Annotated in this window: 22 protein-coding genes; 21 read left to right on the top strand and 1 reads right to left on the bottom strand. The window is 42.2% G+C overall.

The window, feature by feature from the left end:
- The first annotated feature begins 25 nt into the window (after positions 1 to 25).
- The 9 genes from J2Z37_RS16740 to J2Z37_RS16700 all read left to right on the top strand — a co-directional run bounded on the left by J2Z37_RS16740 (position 26) and on the right by J2Z37_RS16700 (position 7,328).
- Positions 26 to 1,009, top strand: coding sequence for a tetratricopeptide repeat protein (locus tag J2Z37_RS16740; RefSeq protein WP_209811444.1), 984 nt, complete (start codon positions 26 to 28; stop codon positions 1,007 to 1,009).
- Between the two features lie 166 nt (positions 1,010 to 1,175).
- Positions 1,176 to 2,297: a hypothetical protein gene (locus tag J2Z37_RS16735; protein WP_209811443.1), complete on the top strand. Its 1,122-nt coding sequence runs from the start codon at positions 1,176 to 1,178 to the stop codon at positions 2,295 to 2,297.
- A 34-nt stretch (positions 2,298 to 2,331) separates the two neighbouring features.
- On the top strand, positions 2,332 to 2,901 hold the full coding sequence (locus J2Z37_RS16730) for a ReoY family proteolytic degradation factor (RefSeq protein WP_209811442.1): 570 nt from the start codon (positions 2,332 to 2,334) through the stop codon (positions 2,899 to 2,901).
- Between the two features lie 83 nt (positions 2,902 to 2,984).
- Positions 2,985 to 3,410: a DUF2487 family protein gene (locus J2Z37_RS16725; RefSeq protein ID WP_209811441.1), complete on the top strand. Its 426-nt coding sequence runs from the start codon at positions 2,985 to 2,987 to the stop codon at positions 3,408 to 3,410.
- 348 nt (positions 3,411 to 3,758) lie between these two features.
- Entirely contained in the window at positions 3,759 to 4,268 is a 510-nt protein-coding gene (locus tag J2Z37_RS16720; protein WP_209811440.1) for a QcrA and Rieske domain-containing protein, read from the top strand.
- A gap of 5 nt (positions 4,269 to 4,273) precedes the next feature.
- Entirely contained in the window at positions 4,274 to 4,945 is a 672-nt protein-coding gene (qcrB, locus tag J2Z37_RS16715; RefSeq protein WP_209811439.1) for a menaquinol-cytochrome c reductase cytochrome b subunit, read from the top strand.
- Positions 4,946 to 4,991: 46 nt separating this feature from the next.
- Complete coding sequence (locus J2Z37_RS16710; RefSeq protein WP_209811438.1) at positions 4,992 to 5,783, top strand: menaquinol-cytochrome c reductase cytochrome b/c subunit; 792 nt, start codon at positions 4,992 to 4,994, stop codon at positions 5,781 to 5,783.
- Positions 5,784 to 5,851: 68 nt separating this feature from the next.
- The gene (locus J2Z37_RS16705) at positions 5,852 to 6,472 is read left to right on the top strand and encodes a DUF1405 domain-containing protein (protein WP_209811562.1); all 621 of its coding nucleotides are present in this window, start codon (positions 5,852 to 5,854) and stop codon (positions 6,470 to 6,472) included.
- Positions 6,473 to 6,518: 46 nt separating this feature from the next.
- Positions 6,519 to 7,328 (top strand): sporulation protein YpjB, encoded by an 810-nt coding sequence (locus J2Z37_RS16700; protein WP_209811437.1) that lies wholly within the window; start codon positions 6,519 to 6,521, stop codon positions 7,326 to 7,328.
- Positions 7,329 to 7,430: 102 nt separating this feature from the next.
- On the opposite strand, the gene J2Z37_RS16695 is transcribed toward J2Z37_RS16700, so the two are convergent.
- Positions 7,431 to 8,276 carry a YitT family protein gene (locus J2Z37_RS16695; protein WP_280922228.1) on the bottom strand — a complete coding sequence of 282 codons (846 nt, stop codon included), beginning with the start codon at positions 8,274 to 8,276 and terminating at the stop codon, positions 7,431 to 7,433.
- Between the two features lie 116 nt (positions 8,277 to 8,392).
- Here J2Z37_RS16695 and J2Z37_RS16690 point away from each other — a divergent pair, with 116 nt between their 5' ends.
- The 12 genes from J2Z37_RS16690 (at position 8,393) to dinG (ending at position 20,594) form a co-directional block, all read left to right on the top strand.
- A complete protein-coding gene (locus J2Z37_RS16690; protein WP_209811435.1) occupies positions 8,393 to 8,728 on the top strand; it encodes a nucleotide pyrophosphohydrolase in 336 nt (111 codons plus the stop codon).
- A 139-nt stretch (positions 8,729 to 8,867) separates the two neighbouring features.
- Positions 8,868 to 9,362: a tetratricopeptide repeat protein gene (locus J2Z37_RS16685; protein ID WP_209811434.1), complete on the top strand. Its 495-nt coding sequence runs from the start codon at positions 8,868 to 8,870 to the stop codon at positions 9,360 to 9,362.
- A 16-nt stretch (positions 9,363 to 9,378) separates the two neighbouring features.
- Complete coding sequence (gene dapB, locus J2Z37_RS16680; protein WP_209811433.1) at positions 9,379 to 10,176, top strand: 4-hydroxy-tetrahydrodipicolinate reductase; 798 nt, start codon at positions 9,379 to 9,381, stop codon at positions 10,174 to 10,176.
- A gap of 17 nt (positions 10,177 to 10,193) precedes the next feature.
- A complete protein-coding gene (gene mgsA, locus J2Z37_RS16675) occupies positions 10,194 to 10,613 on the top strand; it encodes a methylglyoxal synthase (RefSeq protein WP_209811432.1) in 420 nt (139 codons plus the stop codon).
- Between the two features lie 11 nt (positions 10,614 to 10,624).
- Complete coding sequence (gene bshB1, locus J2Z37_RS16670; protein WP_209811431.1) at positions 10,625 to 11,314, top strand: bacillithiol biosynthesis deacetylase BshB1; 690 nt, start codon at positions 10,625 to 10,627, stop codon at positions 11,312 to 11,314.
- Between the two features lie 12 nt (positions 11,315 to 11,326).
- Positions 11,327 to 12,463 (top strand): N-acetyl-alpha-D-glucosaminyl L-malate synthase BshA, encoded by a 1,137-nt coding sequence (gene bshA, locus J2Z37_RS16665; RefSeq protein ID WP_209811430.1) that lies wholly within the window; start codon positions 11,327 to 11,329, stop codon positions 12,461 to 12,463.
- Positions 12,464 to 12,505: 42 nt separating this feature from the next.
- On the top strand, positions 12,506 to 13,687 hold the full coding sequence (locus J2Z37_RS16660; protein WP_209811429.1) for a CCA tRNA nucleotidyltransferase: 1,182 nt from the start codon (positions 12,506 to 12,508) through the stop codon (positions 13,685 to 13,687).
- Between the two features lies 1 nt (position 13,688).
- On the top strand, positions 13,689 to 14,666 hold the full coding sequence (locus tag J2Z37_RS16655; RefSeq protein ID WP_209811428.1) for a biotin--[acetyl-CoA-carboxylase] ligase: 978 nt from the start codon (positions 13,689 to 13,691) through the stop codon (positions 14,664 to 14,666).
- A gap of 252 nt (positions 14,667 to 14,918) precedes the next feature.
- Entirely contained in the window at positions 14,919 to 15,761 is an 843-nt protein-coding gene (panC, locus tag J2Z37_RS16650; RefSeq protein ID WP_209811561.1) for a pantoate--beta-alanine ligase, read from the top strand.
- A 13-nt stretch (positions 15,762 to 15,774) separates the two neighbouring features.
- Positions 15,775 to 16,158 carry an aspartate 1-decarboxylase gene (gene panD / locus J2Z37_RS16645; RefSeq protein WP_209811427.1) on the top strand — a complete coding sequence of 128 codons (384 nt, stop codon included), beginning with the start codon at positions 15,775 to 15,777 and terminating at the stop codon, positions 16,156 to 16,158.
- Between the two features lie 72 nt (positions 16,159 to 16,230).
- A complete protein-coding gene (locus J2Z37_RS16640) occupies positions 16,231 to 17,721 on the top strand; it encodes a tetratricopeptide repeat protein (RefSeq protein ID WP_209811426.1) in 1,491 nt (496 codons plus the stop codon).
- Positions 17,722 to 17,771: 50 nt separating this feature from the next.
- The gene (gene dinG / locus J2Z37_RS16635; RefSeq protein WP_209811425.1) at positions 17,772 to 20,594 is read left to right on the top strand and encodes an ATP-dependent DNA helicase DinG; all 2,823 of its coding nucleotides are present in this window, start codon (positions 17,772 to 17,774) and stop codon (positions 20,592 to 20,594) included.
- The last annotated feature ends 27 nt before the right edge of the window (positions 20,595 to 20,621 follow it).

The raw sequence follows: 20,621 nt of genomic DNA, 5'->3' as shown, positions 1-20,621 counted from the left end.
AAACCGATGATTTGGAAGTGATAATATGTATAGTGGAGCGGGCCAACAGGTCGATCAAGCCATCGAGTGGATTCGCACGGGAAAAGTGGAAAAAGGGTTGGCAGTTCTGAAGCAATTAATGATGAAGAGTGCACAGAACCCTGATTTGCTATATCAGTTAGCGGAGACCTTCTACGATCTGGGGCATTTGGATACGGCAAAGGCTCTGTTAGATGGGATTGAGCCCTTTTTTGATGAATTAACTACAGAAAGACAACTTGAGATTCAGATGCTGCGGGTGGAAATTCTGATTGATCAAGGGGAATTGGATCAAGCGATTAATGAAATTCATGATTGTCTAGAAAGGGAGCCGGATTTTATCCAGGCGATGCTCCTGCTTGCTGATATCTATTTGATGCAGGAACTGCCGGAAATCGCTTGCCACCATTTAGAAAATATTTTGGAGATAGACCCTGAACAGGATGAAATTCGTTTGACCTTAGCCCAGCTTTATTTGGATTTAGGAGATATGAAGCAAGCAGGGTATCATTTTGACGAATTAAAGGACAGCCCTCTCCAATCAGGAGCGATCTTAGGAAAAGCTAAATTGCTTAGTCAAGTGGGGGATTTTGAACAAGCGTACGAATTATTCAAGGCCTGCCTGGAGTATGACCGTTCAGCTGAAGTATTATATGGATGCTCCCTGACAGCTTATCAGTTGGAGCGCTTGGACGAGGCCTTAAGTTTCGGACTGGAAGTTTTGCAGAATGAACCCGAATATTTGGGAGCCTATTTACTTCTTGGTCAAATTCACGAAAAGATGGGGAATTTTCAGTCCGCGATAGCAAAGCTTGAAGAAGCACTTAGGATGCAGGATCTGGATGAAACTATAATGTTGAAGTTGGTAGAGCTCACCTATGAAAATGGACAAGTGGACCAGGCACAACGATATCTAAATCAGTTGCTCGAGTTGGATGATGAACATGAACTTGCCTTGGAATGGGTGGAACGGTTACAGGTTGGTAGTTAAGGGATCCGTACAGTTGTTTGTCATAGTAACAGTAAATTTAATTCTGAGGTAATAAGCCTCCATGCAATTTGCATGGGGCTTTTTCTTTTTTCAGTGGTATATCCTGTCCTTGAGAAGGTCAATAATGGGAGTAAGATGAACTGGAAAAACATAGGAGGGATGCGGGATGCGTCTCGCAGAGATGTTAAGCTATGCAGACATCGAACAACTTCATCAATTGGCTAACACATATTCTTGCAGTTGTAATGTCAATTCAAAAAATGAACTGATTCAATCGCTTTTATCATCGATCAAGAAGGAATCGATGATTGTTAGCCAACTGGAAGAATTGAAGCCTGAGGAATTTCATTTCCTGATGCATTTGGTGTTTGATGCCCGCACGACTTTTTCCTTGGAAGATTTACGGGCAAAAGCAAAGTTTTCATTCCTTGAAGATTTGGATCGGGATACATATCGGAGTTTAATTTCTGTTGCTCTAAAAAAAGGTTGGATTTTTCGTGTACTTTCCCGTCATGCCGGAGCATCATTTCAGGTTCCAATGGATATGAAAAAACAATGGTCCCATGCGATCTTGAATAAGGAGTTAAAGGGATTTAATGAACACGTTGAACCTAGTGTTTATCGTGACGAGGGACAGGCTTTGGTTGATGATGTCCAAGTGTTCCTAAAATATCTTATGAACCACGACACTCCTCTGACCGGTGAAGGTGTTATTTATAAGCGCAATCAACAACAAATTATGGAATTGCTTGCCGTGAATGAGGAATTAATTGGAAAAGGCGGATGGCGTTTTGGGTATGGAAGGCATTTCCGTGATTATCCAGACAGGTTCTCCCTTCTCTATGATTTCTGCTTTTATCGCGGATATATCAATGAACAGCAAGGATCCGCACTCTCAATCACCCCTCTTGCTGAAGAAGCGTTTCAACTGCCTGGAGAGCTTCTTGGATTAGAAATGTACAAGTTTTGGGTGAGAGTATACAAACGTCCCATTCCAGGGCTGCCAATGCTGACTAGGATGGTTTGCACAGCTGTCACATCGCGCTGGTTGAGTGAGCGTTCTCTGGCAGATTTACTTCAGTCAAGAGTACGGAAATTCTATTATGACGACCAAGAAAATATCATCGAACAACGAATTTTAAAAATGATGGTCCACTTAGGATTATTAAGGAAAGGCAAGCTTTCCGAAGAGGACTGGGGTTATCAGACCACTTCCTGGGGTTCGTATGTGATGGAAAAAGTTGAAACCTCGGCAATGAAAGCCATTGTCTTGGATAAAAAGAAGTAACTCATGATCCTGATAGGAAAAGAGGTAGGTATAATTGGATGATGTAGTCACTGTTTCCGCTAAAAAGGAGTTTATTCGCTGGTTCTTAAGCCATTACCAGCTTAAGAAAAAAGAAGGAACGTGGCTTTTTAACTATATACTATCTGATGAACGCCTTCTTGAGCGGATTCACTTTACCGAAGATCTTAGAAATCGTGAAAAGACAATGATAGTTTCAGCCATTTGTTCAGGAGCTACTCCTTTTCAATTTCAGAAATTGACGAAGGTATACTATGATGTAGAAAAGGCGTTCCATGACATCCGTCTGAACCCACATGAGGACCTATACGTTACCGTGTACTTTAGGGATCGCCTGACTTGTTCCCGTTATTTAACTGTACTGGAGGGCCGGCCATTGCAAGATCAACGTGTATCGCAAGAAACTGTGATGAGTTTACTCGCGGAGATTATCATGGATCAATCCATTCGTAAGCACCGGATGCGAAAATTGCAAGAGGAAATTGATAGCGCCTTAAGCAAAGGGGATAAGGGACATTTCTTGGCCTTGACTGCAGAATGGAATGAATTACGAATGCTTGAATTAGAATCAGAAGTTGACAATTAGATTGTTTTCGATTAAAAGAATAACTAGATCATTATACAACTCGGTTTAGGCCGGGTTGTCATTTTTTTTGGGGGGGCTAGTAAATGAAATGGTCTGTTGACGAGTTGGAGAAGTACGAAGGGGCAAAAGAATATTTTGACACCTTAATGATCCCTTTAATTTCTCTTCCGCTGGGTCAGGTGGGAGTAGAGGCCGCTAAAGAATATAAGTGGCTTGATGAAATTTGTAATTACTCGGAGCGTCAGCTCACTGGAAGGGTGCTTTTATTGCCTGTCTATTATCAATTTGAACAGGATTTTTTCGTACCAGCACTAATGAATGACGATTTTCGCTATAAGATTCTAATCACTACCAATCAGACCTGGTATGAAAAATTACAGGACAACGGGATTTCTTGCTATCTTATTAATCGGAAAAATGATGAAGAAAACCTGGCTGAAATCGTAAAAGAAGGGAAAAAATTAACCAAGGCAATTATGGAGCATTGGAAGAATGAAATAAGTGAGTAAACGTTTTTCGTATGGAAGTCTTACTTAAGGTTAAAAATAGAAACTAAATCCGCCATCTTCTGGGAAAAATAGTCAAGGGTATTCCTGTAAATCAAGAGTTGTGACAAATTTGTTAAAAAAAGTTCACAAATGCACACAAAAAAGGAATACTTTGTGAATAGCTGTACAAGATATTCTTGACACTATTTAACTCCTTTCGCTATGATTGTTATGTCCTAGTTTATAAGTGTGTAAGAATGCAGTCCGAATGGACTTTTTTCCTGAAAGTAATGGATTTTTCCGCATAATCACGAGAGGGAAAATTCTTTGCTATTGGGATGAATCTTTATGGATAGGAGGTCAGAGAGAATGAGTAAGAAAGAAATTTCAAGGCGGACATTTCTTAATTACATGCTCACAGGAACAGGCGGATTCCTAGCAGCTGGAATGACTGTTCCTTTATTGCGCTTTGCGGTTGATCCAGCCTTGAAAGGTGACGGTGCTGCGGGAGATATGGTTCCTGTAACTACTGTTGATAAATTAACAAATGAACCGCAACGCTTTGACTTTAAGGTTAAGACAACTGACGGTTGGTATAAAACCGAAACGCCATTGTCTGCCTGGGTTTACAAGGAAGGGGATAACGTGATTGCCCTATCTCCGGTTTGTAAACATTTAGGGTGTACTGTTCAATGGAATACCGAGGCACAATTTCAGGAAGAGTTTTACTGTCCTTGCCACGGCGGAAGGTATGAAAAGAACGGGAAGAACATTCCAAATACACCTCCAACGGCACCATTGGATGTATATGCTTATGAGGTTAAAGATGGAAAGTTGTATCTTGGCAAAGCACAACCAAATCCAGTTGGGGGGGCGTAAAGTAGATGTTGAAACAAGTTTATGATTGGGTCGACGAGCGCCTCAATATTACTCCAATGTGGCGTGATATCGCTGACCATGAAGTGCCGGAACATGTAAACCCCGCACATCATTTTTCGGCTTTTGTATACTGTTTTGGGGGACTAACGTTTTTTATCACTGTTATTCAAATTCTTTCTGGAATGTTTTTGACCATGTATTATGTTCCAGACGTAATTAATGCTTATGAATCTGTTAAATATCTTCAAAATGAAGTGGCATTTGGGGTTATTGTTCGTGGTATGCATCACTGGGGAGCGAGCTTGGTTATCGTAATGATGTTTTTACATACTTTGCGAGTATTCTTTACAGGTGCTTACAAACATCCACGCGAGCTCAACTGGGTAGTTGGAATGTTAATCTTCTTCGTTATGCTTGGTTTAGGATTTACGGGTTATCTGCTTCCTTGGGATAATACTGCTTACTTTGCAACAAAAGTAGGGGTGGAAATTGCAGCTACCGTACCTTTCATCGGAACATTTATTAAACATTTGCTTACAGGTGGAGAAATCTTGGGTGCGCAAACCCTTGCTCGCTTCTTTGCGATACACGTATTCTTCTTGCCTGGTGCATTATTAGGGTTATTAGGGGTTCACTTTGTAGTCATCCGGAGACAAGGAATTTCCGGGCCTCTATAAGAGAATATGACATTATAACTTCGTAAAGAGGGGGGTAAATAGGAGAATGGCAAACCATAAGAACATTGAGTATGTGGGCGACTCTCGTGTACCTGCCAAGCGGGTGCAAAATATATCGCCTTCTTATGCCGAATTTCCAGGAAAAAATGAGCCTTTCTGGCCAAATTTCTTATTAAAAGAGTGGATGGTTGGAGCGGTTGCTCTTACAGCTTTCTTAATTTTGACCGTTAGTCATCCGTCACCGTTGACGGATAAGGCAGACCCGACGGATACTTCGTTTACACCGCTGCCAGACTGGTACTTTCTTTTCTTGTATCAGTTATTGAAATTTCCTTGGGCTTCCGGGGATTGGGTATTAATCGGAATCATAGCAATCCCAGGATTAGCATTTGGTGGATTACTACTAGCACCGTTCTTGGATCGTGGACCGGAACGTCGCGCATCCAAACGTCCAGTAGCAACATCATTAATGCTGATTGGAATTATCTCTGTCGTTTACCTGACTTGGGCTGCTATGGATGAGCACAAAGCACACGAAGCAGCAAAACACCCACAAGGGGAAGCGGCGGCGCCTAGTCAGCCACAGGGTGGAGAACAGCCTGCAGCTGATAACCCTGGTGCGGCTATTTGGCAGAAACAAACCAATTGTCAAGGTTGTCATGGTGCGGAGATGCAAGGCGGAATGGGCCCTGCGCTAACAAGCATCGGTGGAACTCTTTCTGCTGAGGAAATTAAAGATGTAATTCAAAATGGACGTGGTAACATGCCTCCAGGAATGTTCACCGGAAGCGATGCAGAACTCGATCAATTAGTCGAATATCTCGCTAGTCTAAAATAATACGGATATAAAAAAACACTGACTGACAAAAGTCAGTGTTTTTTCTTCTAAAGGTTAGGTGATTGAAAGTGGTACTGTTCTATCGATGGTTTATGTCCAGTTTGCGACAGTCGTGGTTTTTATCGGCTTTAATCATTGTTAATTTTCTGGGATCCATCTATGGCTTTTATTGGTATAAGAATCAGCTGGCAGCAACAACTCCGAAGTTTTTAACCCTTTTTGTTCCGGACAGCCCGACGGGAAGTTTGCTGTTTACGTTTTTTTTAATCTTTTTATTGTTCGGCCGACAAGTTCCAACCCTTGAAGCCTTTGCGGCGATTACCAATTTTAAATATGGAGTCTGGGCCGTTGCTGTCATTCTTGCAGGGTGGGCTATGGGCGGCGAGCGTCATTGGACGGATTATATGCTCATGTTTTCCCATGGCGGGATGGCGGTGGAAAGTATTCTTTATAGTAAATTCTATACGTTTAAATGGAGGCATATTGGATTCGTTGCTGTTTGGACGGTTGGAAACGACTTTATGGATTACACTTTTGAAATACACCCCTGGCTGCCGTCCGTTTTAGAACCCTATCATTACGTGGTTGGAATGATGACTTTGTGCCTAAGTTTATTCTGTCTTCTTTTATTTAAACAGATTGGAGTACATAAATTCACCTCACATCCTATAAGTAAAAAGCAGGTCTAATCTTGTCCACCCTCCCATACATATGTGATAGGAGGGAGGTCTTTTTATGGACAAGAAATGGTATCGTCTTTTTCTAATCAGTTTTCTTAACTTAGCTATCCTCGGCCTATTAACCGCTGTTATTGCCCAGGCGGAAGGAAAGTCATCTCAACCTAGCCTGGTCAAACTGGATCGCCTTTCGATGGACATGGTTACTCTTGCCAAAGAGGGAAATCTAAAATTTGCAAAGGAAAAGATTGATGATATAACCCAGCTTTTTATTCAAATGGACCTAGAAAAAAACTTAAGCATAAAAGATAGGCAGCTCCTTGGAGATACCTTAACACAGGGGAAAAAAATGCTTTCTGCGGAAGATTCGAATCCAAAGGAAGTCATGTGGCATGTATATCGAATCCGGATGATGGTTGATGCGTTAACACACCCAAATGAGCCGATCTGGAAAGGATTTCATCCTCTCTATGCTGAGCAGATCAATAAGATGATGCTGCTCTCCGCCAGGAAGGACCGGGTAGATCTGGTGAAAACGATACAGGAACATACTCATCTCTATCAAATCTTAAGGCCGGCCTTCGCTTTCAGCCACCCGGCAAAGCAACTAGATCAGATGGATATGCTGTATAATTCGATCTTGCAGGAAACCAGGTCCAAAACCCCGGAATGGCAAAAAGTTGGGGAATCTTTGGGTGAACTCCGCTTGCAGGCAGATCAAATGTTCTTAGGACGGGATGTGTCGACATTCTCTAGGTACATGAGCAGCAATTCTCCGATCGCCATGATTAGCATGATGGGAATGATTCTAATTACTGTCTTAAGCTATGTGGCTTGGAGGATGTACCGGGGGTTGGAGGTTAGATGAATTACATTGATTCGGACTGAAATGCTAGTGTTCCCGCTAACTGAGTCCGAATCCCCTATTTTTCTCTCCTTTCCCAATAGGCCGGAATCTCTCTAGCCCCTCTCAAACCATCGGCTGCTTATTTTCATCTAGAGTAAAGCCTTCGCCCAATACCTCATGGACATCATTAACAATAATGAATGCATAAGGATCAACATTATGCACAAGCATTTTCAGCCGAACAATTTCGTTTCTGCTAACGACACAGTAAAGGACATTCTTTTCACTCCCCGTGTATCCGCCGCGAGCATTCAAAAGGGTTGCCCCACGCTCCATCTCCGTCATAATTTTGGCCGCAATTTTTTCACTGGAGTCAGAAATAATCATGACAGCCTTTGCCGCATAAGCCCCTTCCTGAACAAAATCAATCACCCTGGATCCAATAAAGACGGCTACTAGTGTATACATAGCCCCTGTTAAGTCAAGATAAAATAGGGAGATGGTGATGACGATCACGTCTGACAAAAACATGGTGCGCCCAATACTCCACCCCTTATATTTGTTTAGTATCCGAGCAATAATGTCGGTTCCACCTGTTGTTCCGCCAAAACGGAAAACAATACCCAACCCGACCCCTAAACAAACCCCCGCATAGAGGGAAGCTAATAAGGAATCTTCCAATGGCAGCCGATAATGGCCAAAGAGGCTGAGAAAGAAGGACAGGCTTAGTGTGCCAAGGATTGTATAGAACAGAGCATTACGACCTAAGACCTTCCAACCCAAGAAGAGGAGTGGAATATTGATTATGAGGTTAGTCAATCCAGGATCCCAGCCCAAAATATACTTTAACAAGATGGTTATTCCTGTGACTCCGCCTTCAGCCAAATGATTAGCGATATTAAAATAGTTCACACCAAAACCCATAATGGCAGATCCAAAAATAATAGCGATTGTATTTTTTATCCGCAAGAACTTAACCACCCTTCTCTTCTTTGTTTAGGTTTTGCAGTAGGACATTGAAAATATGTAATTTTATCTCCCCGTGATATAATTTTTAAGTAAAATAAAGGAAGTGAGGTATCAAAATGGAACAGGATTTAACCATAAAACAAATGCAGGCAGAGGTTGACGCCTATATTTCGCAGTTTAAAGAAGGGTATTTCAGTCCCCTTGCACTGATGGCCAGATTGACAGAAGAAGCTGGGGAATTGGCAAGGGAAGTGAATCATTTTTATGGTGAAAAGCCAAAGCGAAAAGATGAACCGGAAAATACGATTGAAATGGAATTAGCAGATTGTATGTTTATCCTAACCTGTTTTGCCAATTCTTTAAATATCGATTTGCAAACAGCTTTTTATAAAATGATGGAGAAATTCAATACTCGCGATGCAAATCGCTGGACGAAAAAGAATCCTGATTAAAAACCCTCTAACCTTCCATCTAAACGGGCAATCCTGTATAATTTGGAAAAGAAAGCGGACACGAACAAAGTAGGCTGTACATATACTGTAGCATGATCCATGTTCTCACTACTCGAAAGAAAAAGGAATGGGATGAAAAATGGCTACAGGAAAGGAGTTTATCAACGAGGCCTATAGAGCTATCTTTGAAAAGGACTACCAAAAAGCGATAGAAATGTTTCATAAAGCGATTCAGCTAGATTCGACAAATGCGTCCTACTTTTATAAGCTTTCTGTCACTTACGCGCGCAACAATAGCCTTGATGATGCCCTTTCAGCCATGGAGAAGGCTCTAGATCTTCGACCTGATTGCTTGCAATATAGGCAGCATTTTGAAATGCTTAAGGCAAGAAAACTATCTCAAAGGGCACTAAGCTATGCTGAAATGGGTGATCGCGACCAGGATGCTCTAAACATTTTGGAACAAGCGGTTGTTCTTGATCCTTTGAATACACAAGCGAAACTTCTTTACGCTTTCTTGTTGGAAAGAAACGGAAAACGGAAGGAAGCGATACAAACATTGTATGAACTATTAGGTTTAGATCCTTTTCATAAGGAAGCCTTAGAACTGCTGAAAAATATTAAACAACAATAAAGGAGTTACAATTCAGATGGAGAAAAAACATATTCGTGTGATGATTGCCGGTCCAAACGGGCGTATGGGCCAAGAAGCGGTTAAGATGGTTCTAGCAGATCCGCAACTTGAACTAGTTGCGGGTATCGTATCTCCAGCAAGGAAAGATGTGCAAGGAGAGGGAACGTTGAGTGGTATTCCTCTGTTTACATCCATTGAAGAGGCTTCGGAAACTGTAAAACCCGATGTGCTTGTTGACTTTACAAACCCGCATGTTATTTTAGAACATGCCATATCAGCGATACGACTTGGAGTTAGGCCGGTGATTGGGACAACAGGACTATCACCTGACGAGATTGAAATGCTGGACAAGCAGTGCCGGGAAAAGGGATTGGGTGCTATTATTGCCCCCAACTTTGCTATTGGCGCTATTCTTATGATGAAATTTGCCCAAGAGGCAGCCAAATATATGCCACACGTAGAAATTATTGAACTGCATCATGATCAGAAGCTTGACGCTCCTTCTGGAACGTCGATCAAGACAGCAGAATTAATCGCTGAATCAAGAAAAGAATTAAAACAAGGCCATCCAGACGAAAAAGAAGTCATTGACGGTGCCCGTGGAGGTTACTACAATGGATTCCGCATTCACAGCGTTAGATTGCCTGGCATGGTTGCCCACCAAGAAGTGCTATTTGGTCATGTAGGACAAACCCTAAGTATTCGACATGATTCTTTAAATCGGGAGTCCTTTATGCCAGGAGTAAATCTAGCAATTAAAAAAGCAATGGATCTTGATCATCTTGTTTATGGATTAGAAAATGTGCTTGATTAATGGGAGGAGCAGAAGGAATGAATATTGCTTTAATTGCCCATGACCAAAAGAAAAATGAATTGGTCAATTTTATGATTGCCTACGAACCCATTTTTGCAGACCATACTTTATACTCCACGGGGACTACCGGGAAGCGCATTATGGAAGCGACTAGTTTGAAGATACACCGCTTAATGTCAGGTCCACTGGGCGGCGACCAGCAGATTGGCGCTATGGTGGCAGAGGGGACACTGGATTTTATTATTTTCTTTAGGGATCCGCTGACTGCACAGCCCCATGAGCCAGACGTCAGTGCATTGCTTCGGTTATGTGACGTGTACGGCATTCCATTGGCAACAAACGTGGCGACAGCGGAGCTATTAACACGCGCCTTGGAAGATGGGTACTTCTCATGGAGAGATGTAGTACATAAATATAAAACATTGGACCAGGAATAGGAGTAATCCGGATGACAGTCGATATTTTGGCTTTTGGAGCACATCCAGACGATGTCGAAATCGGAGCAGGGGGAACGCTACTAAAGCACGCAAAAAGCGGAAAAACGGTTGGAATTTGCGATCTTACTTATGCTGAGCTTTCTTCTAATGGCGATGTATCGACAAGGCAGGGGGAAGCAAAGCAGGCTGCCCGGATTTTACAATTGAGCGAACGACACTGTCTGGGTATACCAGATCGCAATATTTTAATCAATGAGGAAAATATCCGCAAGGTTGTGCAAGTGATTCGGAAGTGTAAACCAAGAACCATTTTGGCCCCTTATTGGGAGGATCGTCACCCAGACCATGAACACTGCAGTCATCTCGTCAGAGAAGCCGTGTTCAGTGCAGGGATTCGAAAATTTGCCCCGGAAGCAGGGGAAGCCCACAAGGTTACAAATGTATTTTATTATTTCATTAATGATTTTGTGGACCCAGATTTTTGTGTCGATATTTCTTCTGAATATGATGCTAAGATGGCAGCTTTGGAGTCCTATAAGAGTCAATTTGAACTAACTTCAGAGACAGTAGAAACCCCTTTAAACACCGGTTATTTTGCCCAGGTGCGAAGCAGAGAATATCTATTTGGACGAAAGATTGGAACGGGTTTTGCTGAAGGGTTCAAATCACGGGGACAAGTAAAGATGGAATACTTTGGATGAGGGGAAACAGTTATGAGAATTGGAATTACTTGTTATCCCAGTGTAGGTGGTTCAGGAGTCATTGCCACGGAACTTGGCAAGCTCCTTGCAGAGAGAGGGCATATCGTCCATTTTATTACATCCGATATGCCGTTTCGTTTGGGGAAATTCTACAAAAATATCTATTATCATGAAGTAGTGGCTAATAATTATGATGTATTTCGGTACCCGCCTTATGATTTAAGCTTGGCAAGTCGCATGGCGGAAGTAGCAAAAACTGAAAATCTGGACGTACTCCATGTTCACTATGCGATCCCCCATGCGATAAGCGCTTATCTTGCAAAGCAAATGGTAGGAGATCGCCTGAAGGTTGTCACCACCCTTCATGGGACAGATATTACAGTACTTGGATACGACCGTTCCTTAAGCGGAATCATTCGATTTGGGATTGACCAAAGTGATTGTGTAACAGCTGTTTCACAAAATTTGATTGATCAAACGAAAGATCTACTGGGTATTACAAAAGAAATAAAAAAGGTCTACAATTTTGTGGATAAAAGAGAATATTATCCAAGGGATATGTCTGATTATAAAAGAGAACTAGCGCCAAATGGGGAGAAAATACTTTTACATGTTTCCAATTTTCGGCCGGTGAAGCGGACATTTGATGTTATTAAAGTTTTTGCTGAAGTACATAAAAAGATAGACGCCAAATTATTGCTAATTGGTGAAGGACCAGACACATCTTTTGTTCGACAAATGGTAAATGAGCTTGGTTTATCAAATGCAGTACGGTTCATGGGCAAGCAGGATGATGTAGCCTGTGTCTACTCGTTAGCGGATGTGTTATTGCTAACCTCGGAAAAAGAGAGTTTTGGCTTGGTCGCTCTTGAGGCGATGGCATGTGGTAAACCGGTAGTCGCTACACAGACAGGGGGAATCCCGGAAGTTGTGGAAGATGGGATTACTGGTTTTTTGAAACCGATTGGAGATATAGCTGGGATGGCGGAGAAGGTTACTCACCTTTTTACCAATCCAGCCCTATATGAACAGCTCTCAAAGAACGGATTGGATCGTGCCTACCATACGTTTTGTCAAGATAAAATCACAAGGGAATATGAAGAAATCTATGAAATGCTTTGTTCAGGACAATCCAAAGTCCTTGATTAAGGGGTTAGATTTAGCGGTCTGACCTGTTGGGAGGTATCATTAGTGGAGGACAGCGCGAATAAAATCCTACAGCATTTGGAAAAGCAGGGTTTTTTTGCTTATAAAGTAGGCGGTTATGTCCGAGATAAGCTATTGGGATTACCCGTTCACGATATTGATATCGCCACTTCTGCAAGACCTGAACAAGTGATTGGAATGTTTCCAAAGGTTATTCCTACCGGTATAAAGCACGGAACAGTAATTGTGGTTCTGGAGAATCAAGCTTTTGAGGTTACAACGTTTCGGGTGGAAGCTGAGTACTCAGACCACCGCAGGCCGCAAATTGTTCAATTCGTCAATCGAATTGAAGAGGACTTGGGGCGCCGGGATTTTACTATCAATGCTTTGGCCATGGATCTCCGTGGTCGAATCATTGATCCGTATGGGGGTCAAAAGGATCTTGCTAGCGGTTTAATTCGTGCTGTCGGTGATCCCAAACTACGGTTTGGAGAGGATTCACTGCGCATTCTGCGTGCTGTTCGTTTTGCCGCGCAACTTGGGTTTACCATTGAGGAAAATACATGGGAAGCCCTTTACAGTGAGGGGCATTGGCTGAGAGAGATCTCCGTGGAACGAATCCATCAGGAATTAGTGAAGATGATCGAGGGGCCGAACCCTATTCTGGCGATTAAACTGCTTTCGGACTCATCCATTTTTCCATTTGATGATTGGAATCACATCTTTCAACATGTCCTTCAGCACCCAGGATTCTCCCTCATGAAAGAGCGGAAAGCCCCCCTTGATCGCTGGACATTTCTCTTTGCTGCTACAAAAGTAAGCGATGTCCCTTATTTCTTGCAACAATGGCGTTTTTCTAAAGGATCTATTAAAAAGATTGCAGAAATGGTTTTCCTCTGTCAAATGGACATTAAGAGTGAGAGGCAAGGGAAAAAGTGTATTCTTAAGTATGGTACTGAACAAATGATCAAAGCTCATTCCATTCGTTCCATGCTATTTCCTGAATTTACAATTGATAAGGAACAATGGGAAAGCTGGAATCAGCAATTGGTCATCCGCCAACCTTCTGAATTGAGGGTAAATGCAAGGCAATTAATTGAAGTGTTCGGCAGGGAGTCCGGTCCCTGGATCGGGCAAGCCCTCGCTCATCTGTTTGAGAAAGCCGCATTAGGGGAAGTAGATAACCACTTTGATAATCTAATAATTGAGGCAAGAAAGGTAATTTAAAATGAAGGAGAAAATACTGCAAATTTTTAAAGACGCAAATGGTGATTTTGTCTCTGGAGAAAGTCTTAGTAAAGCCTTGAACTGTTCAAGAACAGCAATTTGGAAGCATATTGAGGAATTACGCGAAGAAGGCTATACATTTGAAGCTGTTCGCAGATCGGGATACCGTTTGATCTCCTCGCCAGATATACCCTCCCAGGTTGAAGTACAAACAGGTCTTCAAGCGAAGGAATTAGGCCGAGAAATCCATTATTTTGGGGCCATTGATTCCACCCAACATAAAGCGCATGAACTAGCTAAAGGGGGCGCCCCCCATGGAACGGTTATTATCGCTGATCAGCAAGCAGGCGGAAAAGGCAGAATGGGGAGACCCTGGCATTCACCAGCCGGAACTGGAATTTGGATGAGTATTTTGCTAAGGCCTGAGCTTCCACTATATCGTTGTCCTCAACTCACCCTCTTAGCGGCTGTTGCTGTTGTACAAGCTATACGCGAAACAACGGGTGTACGAGCGGAGATCAAATGGCCAAACGATATTTTAGTGGAGCAAAAGAAGCTTTGCGGCATTCTTACAGAGCTAAATGCAGAAACGGATCAAATTAACTATCTAATTATCGGGATTGGAATGAATGTAAACACCGAAGATTTTCCTAGTGAACTACGCGACATTGCTACCTCTCTGCGCATCCAGGTAGGCACGCCTGTAAAACGGATCCCGCTTATTCAACGGATTTTAGAAAATCTGGAAAAGTTATATAAGCTATATATAGAATATGGTTTTTCACCCATAAAAAGTTTATGGGAGGCCCATGCGAACACCATTGGAAAACGAGTCGTGCTAAGGCAGCTTCATGGGTCATTAGAGGGATTGGCCATTGGGATTAATGAGGAAGGTACTTTATTAGTTCGAAAAGATAATGGGGAAATAGAAAAGGTTTATTCCGCTGATATTGAAAATGCATCTTCCCCTTCCACATAATTTATGGTAACTTGGAGGCAAGTGGTTATATCCCTATGTGGAATAACACACGAGTGAATTAATCTTTTTGCATCATTAAAGAAACAATAAGAACACAATCTGCTCTGAGCCTGATTTAGGGACCGAGACAGACAAACCGTCCGTGTACGGGATACCTCTGTATTGTATATGTCCACCTTCAGGCTGTGCCTGAAGGTTTTATTTTTTTCAGTAACCTTTCGCTCGGAGAAAAATGGGGGAGAACGGATGAAAATGAGAATTATCGAAACGATTTCTGAAATGCGCAAAGTACAAAAAGAATGGCGAGAAAATGGGGAAAGTATTGGATTAGTTCCAACCATGGGGTATCTTCATGAAGGGCACCTTAGCCTTATAGCGGAAGCGAAAAAACGCTGTTCAAAAGTTGTGATGAGTTTATTCGTGAATCCTTTGCAGTTTGGACCGACAGAGGATTTTGAACGTTACCCTAGAGATATGGAACGAGATAGCCAACTGGCAAATGAGAGTGGGGTTGATATAATCTTTGCCCCTTCGGTAGCCGAAATGTATCCGCATAAAATGAAAACAACGGTTGTTGTTTCCGAAATCACCGACACCCTTTGCGGAGCTTCCCGCCCTGGTCATTTCGATGGGGTGGCGACTGTGGTCAGCAAATTGTTTCATATTGTACAACCTGATTTTGCCTTCTTTGGCCAAAAAGATGCCCAACAGGTTGCCGTTATCAAACAAATGGTTGATGACTTAAATATGCCTTTAGAAATTATCCCATGCCCCATTGTCCGTGAACCAGATGGTCTTGCAAAGAGTTCACGGAATGTTTACCTCAGCGAAGAGGCGAGAAAACAAGCAGTCGTTTTATCGAGGAGCCTGAAACAAGCTGAGGCAGATTATCAGCAGGGACTGCAGCCGGGGGAAATCAAAGAACGTGCAATGTCCCTCATTAAAACCCAGCCTTTAGCAGATATTGATTACGTTGAGTTGCTGACATACCCGTCACTGAAACCACTGGAGAAATTTAATGGACAACCGTTTATTTTGGCTTTGGCTGTTAGGTTTGGGGACACACGATTAATCGATAATAAAATCTTTTCTTAATAGGAGGGCGTTCATGCTAAGAACCATGTTAAAAGCCAAAATACACCGGGCAACAGTCACTGAGGCCAATCTCAATTACGTAGGGAGTATTACAATCGATACGGATCTTCTTGAAGCGGTTGATATCCTTCCTAATGAGATGGTCCAAATTGTAAATAATAACAATGGCGCCAGGTTAGAAACGTATGTTATTCCCGGACCTCGGGGAAGCGGTGTAATTTGTCTAAATGGGGCTGCTGCTAGGCTTGTTCAGCCAGGCGATAAGGTGATCATCATGTCGTACTGTCAGTTAACAAACGAAGAAATTGCTTATCATCAGCCAAAGGTGGCAGTGATGGATGAAGAAAATAAAATTATTGAAATGCTAGGGGAAGAAATTCATGCGACCATTTTTTAAGGTCGCATTTTTATTTGTGTTTTGGAAAAAGATAAAGTACCAGACCTGTGTGAGAAAGGCGGTATTTTTATTATGCTCGTTCAACATTTGTTTTTTTCTTTAATGGAGCGATTGAAAGAAATTGAGGAGCAATGGACATCTGCCTCCAAACCAGGAAAAGAAAAGTTGAGAAATGAGATGCTGCAATTACGTGCATTAAGTGATGAAATCCTGGATCATTGGTTAACCCTTGAGGAAAAAATAACGCAGTTCCAACAGGAATTCTCCGATGAATTATCTGTTGTTGATCAAGAAATTGAGCAGATGTCAGATGAGGTGGCGGCAAAAATCTTAAAGGAAGTAAAAAATTTAAACTTGAAAGAAGGAAAAGATCCCAATCTTCAGGCTGCACCAGCACCTCCACCTCCATCTTCTCCTTCAACAATCTCTTTATTAACTGGGGATGCAGCGATCTCGTTCCGAAGAGGTCAGGGCTATTATAATCTTTTTATGTTTAAACAGGCTTCCAAACATTTTGGTGAATTGCTGGAACGTGAACCTGATTTAGATATTGGTCGAATGTTTTTGGCATACAGCTATATGATGGATGGTCAGTTTGAATTGGCCAGGCACCATTTTCACCTTTTATCGGAAACAACAGACCATCGTTTATTCCGGGCTATCGCATTAAATGCCTTAGGGTGTTTAATGGCTGGGAATGGAAAATGGGAGGAAGCAGTTTTTATTTTTGAAAAAGCCATTGATTCTCATTCAAAATTAGGTGATCCGTTGTTTAATGTGGCTTTGGTTTATATGAAATTAGGGCAATATGGTGAAGCGAAAAAAAGTTGGCTGAACTATGTGGAAAGATTTTCTGACGATTGGGAAGCCCTTTTTCAGCTTTCTCAATGTTTTCGACACGAGGGTAATCTCCTTCTGGCAGAAAAGACGATGGAAAGGATCTACAGGGCAACAGATGATCCGGAATTGCTTTGGCAAGTTGGACAGGGTTTTGAGGATTTACGCCAGTTTGGCAATGCAGCCCTGTGCTATCAACTGCTTGTTAATTTGGATCCTTCTAAAGCTAGTGCTTGGCATGGCCTGGGTTGGAACCTGTATCACGCCGAGGGTTACCCATATAGTCTTCAGTACATTCAAAAAGCCATTTCTCTAGCCCCGAAAAACCCTGATTTTCAATTTTCTTATGGTTGGATTCTTTTTTATATGGGGGAGTGGGGACAGGCTGAAAAAGTCTTCCAGCACGTTCTTCAGCAGGAAAAAAATTATCCATTGGCCTTGGCTGGGTTAGTGCAGATCATGATTGGAAAAGAACATTGGGAACATGTAAAAGGTTATTGTAATCAGCTGATCCTAGATGAACAAACGCAAACAAGAGCGTTAGGACATTTTTTACAAGGAAAGGCTTATCTGATTCAAGGGAATTACACTGCCGCGGAAAAAGAATGGAAACAATCCATTCGGGAAAATCCGAAGATGAAAGACAGTTACTTAATGCTTGGTCTTGTTCAATTTTTAAAGGGGGAGAAGGAACAGGCGATGGAATGCTGGGAGTATGCCCTTTAATGCCGGATATGGTAGAATGGGGGATAGCATATAGCCTGAGGTGAACGTTATTGAAAAAGTTTTTAGTGGTGGATTTTGAAACGACTGGAAACAAGGCAAAAGAAGGGGACCAAATTATTCAAGTTGGTGCCGTCTTGATTGAAAATAAACAAATTGTTTCTGAGTATTCAACTTTAGTCAATCCAGGTGTAAAAATTCCGCCCTTTATACAACAACTTACTGGGATTACGAATGAGATGGTCCAGCAGGCCCCCTTTGTAGAAGATATTCTTCCAGATCTATTGTCTTTGCTCGATGGATCGGTATTGGTGGCACATAATGTATTCTTTGATCTTGGATTTTTACAATATACACTAAGTTCTTGCGGGTATAATTCTTACGATGGACCTATTTTGGACACGGTTGAACTGTCGCGGTTGCTTTTACCCAATCAAACGGGTTATCGACTTTCTGATCTATCCATGGAACTGGATGTGGAGCATGAAAACCCACATCAGGCAGATTCTGATGCGTTGGCAACGGCCCAAATTCTCATTGCCCTTGTGGAAAAGCTGGATCGGTTGCCTTACCCCGTGTTACAACGTTTAGGGGACTTGACGAAAGGTTTCTCTTCCAATGTCGGGGATTTGATCCACTCCATTGAACAACAGCGTCTTAATAAAGGAACACTGGAGAGGGAAGATGATGACAACTTTGATTACTACCGTCAGATTGTCTTAAGAAAAGCTTCAAGTGAAGTCCATTCGAAGAAGATGATTGAAAGCGAAAATTATGAAGAATTACTTGAAGAATTGCAGAAAATTCTTCCTACGGAAATGCCAGGTTTTGAGTGGCGTGATGCTCAACAGGTGTTAATGGAACGAATTTATGCAGCTTTTTCCGGGGCCTACCATTTACTTGTGGAAGCAGGAACCGGAACAGGGAAATCACTGGCCTATCTAATCCCGACTTTCTATTGGGCAAGAGAGAGCAATGAGAAGATTGTTATCGGAACCCACACGATACAGCTCCAAGAGCAATTATTTACACGGGATATCCCGATGTTACAACGAATTTTCGGTAGGGATATTCATGTTTCGCTTTTTAAAGGCAGAAACAACTACCTTTGTTTGCGGAAGTATGAGCTAAGCCTTTCGGACCACGCTATAGATAATTATGATGTTTTATTATCAAAAGGACAAATTTTAACCTGGTTAACGGATACGACGACAGGGGATGTAGAGGAATTAAATTTGCCTTCTGGTGGGCAGGCCTATTGGCGTCAGGTTCAAAGCGATGCCAATTCATGCTTGAATCGAGCTTGTCCCTGGTTTTCGCGGTGTTTTTATCACCAGGCGCGGCAGAAAGCCCAACAAGCTGAAGTCATTATAACCAATCATTCTCTAATGCTAACAGATGTCCGAGCCGAGCAAAGGATTCTTCCTGCTTATTCCTATGCCATTATTGACGAGGCCCACCATTTTGAAGATGTAGCTAGCCATCATTTAGGTGAATCGCTTCATTCCTTGCAGATGGATGCACTTTTTACTGACCTTTATTCAGATAAAGGGACAGGCATGATCGAAAAATTAACCAAGGAAATGGACCAATCTGAACTGAACTTACACGTCAAAAAAGAGCAGTTAACGATAACGACTTTCGACATAACAGAAGCTCGTGAGCGGGTTAAGCAGATGTTTCAAAAATTGTTTAACTGGGGGATTCGAACGGCCAAAGAAGGTACGGAATCCGGTAGATTAGTCCGTAGATTTGATTCGGAACATTGGCTTGCAAAAGCCCCGAATGGGGTGGAAGTTGCTATTGAAGAAGCGATTAAAGGTATCGATGTGCTGGTGACATCGCTGGGGAAAATCTATGAAGAACTTCACCAGGCAAAAGAATTAACCTATTCGCTTCGTGGGTTACTGACTGATCTACACGGAGTGATCAGGGAGTGTCAAGGGCAAAGAAATTTGCTTCAACAACTATTACTTGAACAAAAAGTGGATTGTATATATTGGATGGAGCTTGACACACGTTCAAATCGCAAAGCCGTACGAATCAATATGGTACCGATGGATGTTGGACCTTTGCTGCAGGAGCAATTCTTTACTAAAAAAGAAAGTGTCGTGTTAACATCTGCCACACTTAGCGTGAACCAATCTTTTTCCTATGTGATAAAACGGATGGGCTTGCAAACGGAGAAAGTGGAAACGGAGATTCATGATTCACCATTTGATTACCAGAAACAGGCCCTGTTATGTGTACCAGCAGATTTACCTTCACTAAATGCTGGGAACGAAGAACAATTTATTGAACAGATTACAGACAGCCTGATTCAAACCGCAATGGCCACAAATGGACGAATGCTGGTGTTATTTACTTCCCATCAAATGCTGCGACGTGTATACGAAGGAATGAAGAATCCCTTGACTGCCGAAGGGTATTGTCTTCTAGGCCATGGAATTGATTCAAGCAGCCGCAGCAAATTGACCAAACAGTTTAAAATGACATCTAAAAGCGTGTTGCTTGGGTCCAGCAGTTTTTGGGAAGGAGTAGATATTCCCGGGGATGACCTCTCCTGCCTGGTCATTGTTCGCTTGCCTTTCTGGCCTCCCACCCATCCGGTGGTTGAAGCAAGAAGTGAACATATTAAAAGGGATAAAGGGAATCCTTTTATGGAACTGTCTATCCCACAAGCTGTCATTCGGTTCAAACAAGGCTTTGGACGATTAGTAAGAAGCCGTACGGACCGTGGGGTTGTCCTTGTATTTGATAAACGATTGGTGGAAGCAAGATATGGGAAATATTTTATAAAATCCTTACCAGAAACAACGCTTCATTACAAACCATTTGATGAATTAATACCTTTAATTAAAAATTGGTTAGGATAATCCTTTCTTCTTTCTTCATAGATTAAA

It is taken from the genome of Ammoniphilus resinae (genome assembly GCF_017873965.1).
GTDB classification, from domain to species: domain Bacteria; phylum Bacillota; class Bacilli; order Aneurinibacillales; family RAOX-1; genus Ammoniphilus_A; species Ammoniphilus_A resinae.
Note: the sequence above shows the minus strand (reverse complement) of the source record. Positions and strands in the feature narration are given on the sequence as shown.